Source organism: Pseudomonas sp. P5_A12, from assembly GCF_056400685.1.
Map to the genome: position 1 here is coordinate 1 of NZ_JBFUKU010000236.1, position 8,178 is coordinate 8,178.

Below are 8,178 nucleotides of genomic sequence, written 5' to 3' on the forward strand. Positions count from 1 at the left end.
TGCAGGTGGCGGATATCGCCGGGGGCTCGTTTCACGGGGTCATCGGCCTGCTGGCGGCGGTGATCGCCCGGCAGCAAACCGGGCAGGGGCAACATCTGGACGTGAGCATGACCGACTGCGCGTTCAGCCTGAACGCCATGGCGGGCGCGGGGTATCTGGCCTGTGGCGCGGAGCCGGGCAGGGAAGACCAGATCCTGAACGGCGGCAGCTTTTACGACTATTACCGTTCTCGCGATGGGCGCTGGTTGTCGGTGGGTAGTCTGGAACCGGCGTTTATGAAACAACTGTGTAAGGCGTTGGGGCTGGAGGAGTTGGCGCCTTTGGGCTTGTCACCAAAGCCTGCGGACCAGAAAAAGCTCAAGGACGCGCTGATGACCGAATTCGAGAAACACGACTTTACCGATTTGTGCGCCCTGTTTGCCGAACTCGATGCGTGTGTCGAGCCGGTGCTGAGTTTGAGCGAAGCGATTGAGCATCCGCAGCTGAAGTCGCGGGAGCTGGTGACTGAGGTGCCGCGAGGGGATGGGTCTACACAGGCGCAAATGGCCTGCCCGTTGAAGTTTKCGGATGGGTTGCCTGAACCACGGCATATTGGCGCGGTGCTGGGGCAGCATACGGATCAGGTGTTGGGGGAGTTGGGGTTTGATGCCGAGCGGATCGCAGAGTTGCGGCGTGCCAAAATAATTGTGTAGTAGATCGTTCCCGCGCTCTGCGTGGGAATGTATCCCGTGACGCTCCGCGTCACAGTGGACGCAGAGCGTCCATGGCGGCATTCCCACGCGGAGCGTGGGAACGATCGTGCGGTTACTCGACCCGCATCTCCCCACTGAACACCAACGTACTTCGGCACCGCCGGCACAAATACCGCCGACCCTGCCTCACTAACCCATGGCGCTGCGCTGAAAACGGGAAATCGCTGTCCACGCACGGGCATTTGTAGATATAGCGCGTCACGCTGCGGCGTTTGACGTCGTAGGTGTGGCAGCGATTGGGCGGCAGTTCGTACACGCCGCGCATGATCAGTTGCCACTCTTCGCCATGAGGCTGGATGCGGTCACCAAACAGTTGGTGAGCGATCAGGTGGGCGACCTCGTGGGCTACGGTTTGCTTGAGAAAATCTTCGGTGTTTTCCCGGTACAGCTGCGGGTTGAAGCGCAACAGGTTCTCGTGCAAATGCGCGACACCGGCTTTTTGACCGCGCAGCTTGAGGCTCACCACGGGGCGTTTGAAAGTGCGTTTGAAAAAGGATTCAGCGAGTTGGTAACAGTCTTCGACGCGGGAATTGAGTGGCTCGGGCATGCTTGATGGATCTCCAGAGACGTCGAGTATGCCGCAACCCTGGGGTCTTGCGAATCGCGCAGGTGCCGAATGGTCAACAGCGCTTTCGATTCTTGAACATTAGAAGGCCGCCTTGCGGCGGCCTGTGTTGGCAGATCTTGTTTTTGGGTGGAAGTACCACTAATTAGTATAGACCGGCCCCACGCCGAGTCCCCAGACAATGACTGTGAACGCCATGATGGCTACCAGCACCACCAGGCCTACCGCAAGCACCGAACTTGAAAACAGGAACCCCTCGTCTGACGGAATGTTCATGAAAGTGGGCAGTCCCACATACAGCAGGTACACCGTGTAGCAGATGGCCGCCGTCCCGACGATCATTCCCAGCCACAGGTGTGGGTACAGCGCCGCCAGTCCGCCGATAAACAACGGGGTCGCGGTATAGGTCGCAAACGCAACGCAACGGGCCAGGCTCGGATTGGCGTCATAGGTGCGAGCCATCCAGTGGATGAACGCGGCCATCACTGCAACACCGCCGAGCATCGCCACGTACGACATGATCGTCATCCATAGCGCGCTTTCCTGCGTCAGCATCACCGGTGCCCGGGTACCAATCACCCAGCCGATCTTTGTGGTGCCGATAAACGCTGACACAGCGGGGATCGCCGCCAGAATCAGCGTATGGGTCAGGTACATGTGGCTAATGCTTTCCTCATTGTCGCCACGAATCTCTTTCCATTCCTGGTCGGGGTGGGTGAAAAGCCCCACTACGTGATGGATCATGCCAGTCACTCCTCTTGTTTTTACCATCGCCCCCCAGCGGAGCGCCTACGGGCCAAAGTGGCCAAGTAAGTAAAGGTCTGGATTTGAATGCGACCTTATGTCGCAGTATAGAAAGGTCTTAACCGCACAGGTAATAGGGGCTTAGAGCTTATCGCGCTGAAAACACACCTGTTAATCGCCGCAGGGTCTGTCACCCATAATCCACCCTGTGGGCACTTCGCCGAAGGCGGGTTTTTGCGTAAAATGCCGGCCTTTCGTCACACCTCACGGATTTCGCGACATGGGCACTCTCACAGTCAACCAGAACAAACTGCAAAAGCGCCTTCGCCGTCAGGCTGGTGAGGCGGTTGCCGATTTCAACATGATTGAAGACGGCGACAAGGTCATGGTCTGCCTGTCCGGTGGCAAGGACAGCTACACCATGCTCGACGTGCTGATGCACTTGCAGAAGGTCGCACCGATCAAGTTCGAGATCGTGGCCGTGAACATGGACCAGAAGCAGCCAGGTTTCCCGGAGCACGTGCTGCCGGCCTACCTCAAGGAACTGGGCATCGAGTACCACATCGTCGAGAAAGACACCTACTCGGTGGTCAAGGAGCTTATTCCCGAGGGAAAGACCACCTGCTCGCTGTGCTCGCGCCTGCGTCGCGGCACGCTGTACACCTTTGCCGATGAAATCGGTGCGACCAAAATGGCCCTCGGTCATCACCGTGACGACATCGTCGAGACGTTTTTCCTGAACATGTTCTTCAACGGCTCGCTCAAGGCCATGCCGCCAAAATTGCGCGCCGACGATGGCCGCAACGTCGTCATCCGTCCGCTGGCCTACTGCAATGAAAAAGACATTCAGGCTTACTCGGACTTCAAACAATTCCCGATCATCCCGTGCAACCTCTGCGGCTCTCAGGAAAACCTGCAACGTCAGGTGGTCAAGGACATGCTGCAAGATTGGGAGCGCAAGACCCCGGGCCGTACCGAAAGCATTTTCCGCAGCCTGCAGAACGTGATCCCGTCGCAACTGGCGGACCGCAACCTGTTTGACTTCACCAGCCTCAAGATCGACGAATCGGCGGCTTCGCGTTTCGTCAATGTAGTCAACCTCTAAACCCAATCACTGTGGGAGCCAGCAGGCTGGCTCCCACATGGGTCTATTCACTTATTCATCAGGAGAGGGCATGCGCGATTACAAGTGGCTGCACGAATACTGCTTGAACCGCTTCGGTTCAGCAGCTGAACTGGAAGCCCATCTGCCCGTTCCGAAAAACCCGGCACAATTGCGCAAGATCAGCGACGACCGCTACCTCTCCACCATGGCGCTACGTGTATTCCGCGCCGGGCTCAAGCACAGCCTGGTGGACGCCAAGTGGCCGGCCTTCGAAGAAGTGTTCTTCAAGTTCGACCCGGAAAAAGTCGTGCTGATGAGCGCCGAACACCTCGAACGCCTGATGCARGACGCGCGAATCATCCGCCACCTGGGCAAGCTCAAGAGCGTACCGCGCAATGCACAGTTCATTCTGGACGTGGCGCATGAGCACGGCAGCTTTGGCGCGTTGATCGCCGAATGGCCGGTAACGGATATCGTCGGGTTGTGGACATACCTGAAGAAGCGCGGCCATCAATTGGGCGGGTTGTCGGCGCCGCGTTTCTTGCGCATGGTCGGCAAAGACACGTTTGTGCCGAGCTACGACGTGGTCGCAGCGTTGAATGCACAGAAGATCGTCGACAAGGTGCCGAGCAGTCAGCGGGATCTGGCCTTGGTGCAGGATGTGTTCAATCAGTGGCATGAACAGAGTGGCGGGCGGCCGATGAGCCAGATTTCGATGATGCTCGCCTACACGGTGAATCATTGACGCCGAGTCGCCCCCTTCGCTGGCAAGCCAGCTCCTACAGGGGATGTGTGAACGACACAAATTCTCTGTAGGAGCTGGCTTGCCAGCGAAGCGGTCTATCAGGCGACGGAAATCTCGCCCTCGCCAGCCAGTTTGCGATTGAGCTGAAACCGCCACCGCACATACAACAGCGCCGAGCAGAACACTGCCAGGCTCGCGCCCATCTCCAGCATCCCAAACAGCTGGCGGTTCGGGTCATACGCCGCCAATGCGCCCTTGATGAAATACAGGTTCACCACAAAACACATCCACGAATGCCCACGCGCGCTGCCGATAATCATCCCCGGTGCGAGCAACAGCAGCGGCACCAGTTCGATCAGCAAAATCACCCAAGGCCGCGCGCCGTGCAGGTCGGCAAACACCAGGTAGTAGGCGCACAACAGCCCCACCAGACCGAAAAAGCACAGCAGGCTGACGATGCGCATCGCCCGCACCCGTGGTTCGAGCCATTCAATGGAGGGCAGAATCTTCGGCTTCTTGGCCACGTCAGTTCCCCAGCTTTTGCGCAGTCTTCGCCAACCGTAGGCCCAAGGCCCGGCACAGCGCTACTTCATGCTCATTCAAAGCACTTTTGCCATCGGCCCCGGCGTGATGGCTCGCGCCATAAGGTGTGCCGCCGCCACGGGTTTCGAGCAAGGCGGATTCGCTGTAAGGCAGACCGGTGATCAGCATGCCGTGGTGCAGCAGCGGCAGCATCATCGACAGCAACGTGGTTTCCTGACCTCCGTGCAGGCTCGCAGTGGAGGTGAACACGCCGGCCGGCTTGCCCACCAGCGCGCCGGTCAGCCACAGGTTGCTGGTGCCGTCGAGGAAGTACTTGAGCGGCGCCGCCATGTTGCCGAAACGGGTCGGGCTGCCCAAGGCCAGGCCCGCGCAGTTCTTCAGGTCATCGAGGCTGGCGTACAGCGCGCCTGCGTCCGGAATGTCGGGCGCTACGGCTTCGCATTCGGTGGAGATCGCCGGGACGGTGCGCAGGCGCGCTTCCATTCCGGACTGCTCGACGCCACGAGCAATCTGTCGGGCCATTTCATTGGTCGAGCCGCTGCGGCTGTAATACAGAACCAGAATGTAGGGTGCGCTCACGGCAGCAACTCCAGCACGTTCTCTGGCGGACGGCCGATGATGGCTTTTTCGCCGACTTCAAGAATCGGGCGCTCCATGAGTTTCGGGTGAGCAGCGATGGCCGCAATCAATTGCGCTTCGCTCAGGCTGCTGTCGGCCAGGTTGAGGGTTTTGTATTCGTCCTCGCCAGTGCGCAGTAGTTGCCGGGCGCTGATGCCGAGCTTGGTCAGCAAGCTCTGGATTTGCAAGGCGTCCAGCGGGGTTTCGAGGTAGCGGACGACAGTCGGGGCCAGGCCTCGGGCTTCGAGCAGTTCGAGCGCACCGCGGGATTTCGAGCAGCGCGGGTTGTGATAAAGCGTCAGATCGGTCATGGGCGGGTCGCTTCTTGCGTAAAGTGGCAGCTATTCTAACTGTGCAGCGCGTAATCCTGAACCTTGCGAGGCGATGGGTCGCAGGCGCATTCAATTTCGAACAAGGAACACGACATGACAAGGCGACTGGCAGCGGCATTGGCGATTTTCGGGGCGTTGATGCTGGGGGGCTGCGGCAATGACTATGGCGTCGACCAGAACGGCCAGAAAGTTGCGTCCGAACGGCTGGACAAACAATGGGTGGTGATCAATTACTGGGCCGAATGGTGTGGCCCATGTCGGACCGAGATCCCGCAGTTGAATGCGTTGGCTGATCAATTGAAGGACAAGAAGATTGGCGTGTTCGGGGTCAACTACGACAATGTGCAGGGTGAAGAGCTGAAAAGCGCCAGTGAAAAACTGGGGATCAAGTTCACGGTACTGGCTTCAGACCCGGCCGATCTTTTTGAACTGCCGCGCAATGAAGCCCTGCCGGTGACGTACATCATCGATAACAAGGGCAAGGTTCGCGAACAGCTGATGGGCGAGCAGACGGCGGCGGGGGTGATGGCGAAGCTTGAGGCGTTGCAGGCAGTCAACTGAGACGATCCTCAAGCCGTTGATCGTTCCCACGCTCTGCGTGGGAACGCCGCCCGGGACGCTCCGCGTCCCTGTGACGCAGAGCGTCACTTGATGCATTCCCACGCAGAGCGTGGGGAACGATCGGGTAGAGGGATCAACCCTCTTCAAGCCACCATCGCATTGGCTTGCCTGCTGTCGGCCAGAAACGCATCTGCTCGATCGACGAAACGTCCCAGCGTTGTACGCCTTCCAGCGCCTGCAAGAAGCGCTGTTCCTGTTCCATGAGCGCTGGCGCACAGAGCTTGCGGGTGCTGCCGATCTTGCCGAAGCTCAATTTGTCGCCTTCCAGCGTGTACGGCGCGAACCAATGGTTGCAGCCGCCATTGCCATAGGCCCGACCGTCTTCACCGAGGGTAATGGTCAGGTGGCTGTAGTCCATCAATGGATTTTCGCCGATCCATTCCAGAATGTAGCTACGATTTTTTTCGAGTTGCACCGGCTCGGCGGCGCAGCCCAACAGGCTGGCACCGACCAAAGCGGTCAGAGCAAGGCGTTTCATCACGCAGGCTCCTGGCATTTCGGGCACAGGTGTTTCTCGCCAACCGAGGTCCAGCCCAATTCGGCAATCCGCGCCGTGGCAGCAGGCTTTTCAGCCTTGTTGCCGAGCTTGGCGTCGACCGCGAACTCAAAGCTCAGCGCTTTGGCGCAGCTGTCGCAATTGACTTCCCAAGTGTGGATCGCCAGTTCGCCGAACACCGGGCCACTGCTCACCGCGACCCATTGGCCTGGCGGGTTGATCAAGTGGCGAACCGTTTCGACGGTCAGGCGCATGGACAAGTCCTTGCTGCCTTTAAGGGTCACTACCAGCACGTCGCCAATCCGGATCGAGCCGCCGTTGCCGGTGACTTGATAACGCCCCGGCACCAGGGCGCGGCATTCGGTGAGGGTGTGTTGCGGGTTCATCAGGGTGTAGCGGAAATCGTGTTCGACCATGGGTCCTCCAAATAGGCGCGACATGCTATCACGGGCCTACTCGCAGCATGGCGCGGGCAGATGACCTTCGATCAGGTTCAAACGCCCCGACGACCCATGGCACAGTGCCGCTTTTGCACATCTAAGGAACGGACAAGGTCCAAGGCCCGTTCGATCAGCCCTCGACCAGATTTTGAGGGGTACCGGCGGCCCAGGCCACGATGTTTTGCAAGGTCGTCGCGGCAATCGCGCCCAGTGCTTCGCGGGTCAGGAACGCCTGGTGCGCGGTGACGATCACATTTGGAAAGGTCAACAGCCGCGCCAGCACATCGTCTTGCAGCGGCAGGTCGGACCGGTCTTCGAAAAACAGCTGCGCCTCTTCTTCATATACATCCAGCCCCAGATAGCCCAATTGGCCGTCCTTTAATGCGTCGATCAGCGCCGGGGTGTCCACCAGACCGCCACGCCCGGTGTTGATCAGCATCGCGCCGGGTTGCATGTGCGCCAGTGATTCGCGGTTGATCAGGTGCTTGCTCTGCTCGTTGAGCGGGCAATGCAGGCTGATGATCTGCGACTCGGCGAGCAGTTCCGGCAGGCTCAAGTAGCGAGCGCCAAGGGCTTCGACCTGCGGGTTGGGGAATGGATCGTAGGCCAGTAGCTGGCAGCCGAAGCCGTTCATGATTTTGGCGAACGTTGCGCCGATCTGCCCGGTGCCGACCACGCCGACGGTCTTGCCTACCAGGTCGAAGCCGGTCAGCCCATGAAGGCTGAAGTCACCTTCGCGGGTGCGGTTGTAGGCTCGGTGCAAGCGGCGGTTGAGTGCAAGAATCAGCGCCACTGCATGCTCGGCCACGGCGTGTGGCGAGTAGGCCGGGACGTGTACGATCGACAATCCCAGCAATTTGGCCGCCGCCAGATCAACGTGGTTGAAACCGGCCGAGCGCAGGGCGATCAGACGTGTGCCCCCAGCCGCCAGACGTTCCAGCACCGGCGCGCTGAGGTCATCGTTGATGAAGGCGCAGACCACTTCGTGCTTTTCTGCGAGTGCCGCGGTGTCGAGGCTCAGTCGCGCTGATTGAAAGTGCAGCTCGATACCGACGGGCAGGTCAGCGCTCAGAAAACTGTCGCGGTCGTAGGTCTGGCTGCTGAAAAGAATGGTGCGCATGAATCCTCCTGGATAACTCGGTCAAGGCTTTAGGTAGCAGCTGGCGAAGCCTGCGTTCGGCGGCGCAGCCGTCGTAAAATCAGGCGCTGCGGTGTAC

Annotated in this window: 12 protein-coding genes; 4 read left to right on the plus strand and 8 right to left on the minus strand. The window is 59.5% G+C overall.

Annotation, left to right across the window (positions count from 1 at the left end):
- On the plus strand, nucleotides 1–692 hold a 692-nt coding region (locus AC1DSG_RS23630; RefSeq protein ID WP_477793051.1), incomplete at its 5' end, for a CoA transferase.
- 112 nt (nucleotides 693–804) lie between these two features.
- Here AC1DSG_RS23630 and AC1DSG_RS23635 read toward each other — a convergent pair.
- Nucleotides 805–1,299, minus strand: coding sequence for a SprT family zinc-dependent metalloprotease (locus AC1DSG_RS23635; protein WP_477793052.1), 495 nt, complete (start codon nucleotides 1,297–1,299; stop codon nucleotides 805–807).
- A 159-nt stretch (nucleotides 1,300–1,458) separates the two neighbouring features.
- Nucleotides 1,459–2,061: a Yip1 family protein gene (locus tag AC1DSG_RS23640; RefSeq protein WP_477793053.1), complete on the minus strand. Its 603-nt coding sequence runs from the start codon at nucleotides 2,059–2,061 to the stop codon at nucleotides 1,459–1,461.
- 280 nt (nucleotides 2,062–2,341) lie between these two features.
- On the opposite strand from AC1DSG_RS23640, the gene ttcA reads away from it, so the two are divergent.
- The gene (gene ttcA, locus AC1DSG_RS23645; RefSeq protein WP_095963691.1) at nucleotides 2,342–3,166 is read left to right on the plus strand and encodes a tRNA 2-thiocytidine(32) synthetase TtcA; all 825 of its coding nucleotides are present in this window, start codon (nucleotides 2,342–2,344) and stop codon (nucleotides 3,164–3,166) included.
- Nucleotides 3,167–3,236: 70 nt separating this feature from the next.
- Nucleotides 3,237–3,911 (plus strand): DNA-3-methyladenine glycosylase I, encoded by a 675-nt coding sequence (locus tag AC1DSG_RS23650; RefSeq protein WP_477793054.1) that lies wholly within the window; start codon nucleotides 3,237–3,239, stop codon nucleotides 3,909–3,911.
- 98 nt (nucleotides 3,912–4,009) lie between these two features.
- Here the strand turns inward: AC1DSG_RS23650 and AC1DSG_RS23655 are convergent, their stop codons facing one another.
- The 3 genes from AC1DSG_RS23655 to arsC are packed head-to-tail and all read right to left on the minus strand — an operon-like array spanning nucleotide 4,010 to nucleotide 5,383.
- On the minus strand, nucleotides 4,010–4,435 hold the full coding sequence (locus tag AC1DSG_RS23655; RefSeq protein ID WP_477793055.1) for a DUF2069 domain-containing protein: 426 nt from the start codon (nucleotides 4,433–4,435) through the stop codon (nucleotides 4,010–4,012).
- 1 nt (nucleotide 4,436) lies between these two features.
- Nucleotides 4,437–5,033, minus strand: a complete 597-nt coding sequence (gene wrbA, locus AC1DSG_RS23660) for an NAD(P)H:quinone oxidoreductase (RefSeq protein ID WP_477793056.1) — start codon at nucleotides 5,031–5,033, stop codon at nucleotides 4,437–4,439.
- Complete coding sequence (gene arsC, locus AC1DSG_RS23665; protein ID WP_477793057.1) at nucleotides 5,030–5,383, minus strand: arsenate reductase (glutaredoxin); 354 nt, start codon at nucleotides 5,381–5,383, stop codon at nucleotides 5,030–5,032. Before arsC ends, wrbA begins: the two co-directional genes overlap by 4 nt.
- A 114-nt stretch (nucleotides 5,384–5,497) precedes the next feature.
- On the opposite strand from arsC, the gene AC1DSG_RS23670 reads away from it, so the two are divergent.
- Nucleotides 5,498–5,965 carry a TlpA disulfide reductase family protein gene (locus tag AC1DSG_RS23670; protein ID WP_477793058.1) on the plus strand — a complete coding sequence of 156 codons (468 nt, stop codon included), beginning with the start codon at nucleotides 5,498–5,500 and terminating at the stop codon, nucleotides 5,963–5,965.
- Nucleotides 5,966–6,098: 133 nt separating this feature from the next.
- Here the strand turns inward: AC1DSG_RS23670 and AC1DSG_RS23675 are convergent, their stop codons facing one another.
- The 3 genes from AC1DSG_RS23675 to AC1DSG_RS23685 all read right to left on the minus strand — a co-directional run bounded on the left by AC1DSG_RS23675 (nucleotide 6,099) and on the right by AC1DSG_RS23685 (nucleotide 8,081).
- Entirely contained in the window at nucleotides 6,099–6,503 is a 405-nt protein-coding gene (locus tag AC1DSG_RS23675) for an META domain-containing protein (protein WP_477793059.1), read from the minus strand.
- Nucleotides 6,503–6,937, minus strand: coding sequence for a hypothetical protein (locus AC1DSG_RS23680; protein ID WP_477793060.1), 435 nt, complete (start codon nucleotides 6,935–6,937; stop codon nucleotides 6,503–6,505). The genes AC1DSG_RS23675 and AC1DSG_RS23680 overlap by 1 nt, the downstream gene beginning before the upstream one ends.
- Before the next feature lie 154 nt (nucleotides 6,938–7,091).
- Nucleotides 7,092–8,081 (minus strand): 2-hydroxyacid dehydrogenase, encoded by a 990-nt coding sequence (locus AC1DSG_RS23685; RefSeq protein ID WP_477793061.1) that lies wholly within the window; start codon nucleotides 8,079–8,081, stop codon nucleotides 7,092–7,094.
- Nucleotides 8,082–8,178: the final 97 nt, after the last annotated feature.

Bases quoted from the DNA above. Each gene is read 5' to 3' on its own strand.
- AC1DSG_RS23635 (WP_477793052.1), bottom strand. From the start codon at position 1,299: ATGCCCGAGCCACTCAATTCCCGCGTCGAAGACTGTTACCAACTCGCT.
- AC1DSG_RS23640 (WP_477793053.1), bottom strand. From the start codon at position 2,061: ATGATCCATCACGTAGTGGGGCTTTTCACCCACCCCGACCAGGAATGG.
- ttcA (WP_095963691.1), top strand. From the start codon at position 2,342: ATGGGCACTCTCACAGTCAACCAGAACAAACTGCAAAAGCGCCTTCGC.
- arsC (WP_477793057.1), bottom strand. From the start codon at position 5,383: ATGACCGATCTGACGCTTTATCACAACCCGCGCTGCTCGAAATCCCGC.
- AC1DSG_RS23670 (WP_477793058.1), top strand. From the start codon at position 5,498: ATGACAAGGCGACTGGCAGCGGCATTGGCGATTTTCGGGGCGTTGATG.
- AC1DSG_RS23675 (WP_477793059.1), bottom strand. From the start codon at position 6,503: ATGAAACGCCTTGCTCTGACCGCTTTGGTCGGTGCCAGCCTGTTGGGC.
- AC1DSG_RS23680 (WP_477793060.1), bottom strand. From the start codon at position 6,937: ATGGTCGAACACGATTTCCGCTACACCCTGATGAACCCGCAACACACC.
- AC1DSG_RS23685 (WP_477793061.1), bottom strand. From the start codon at position 8,081: ATGCGCACCATTCTTTTCAGCAGCCAGACCTACGACCGCGACAGTTTT.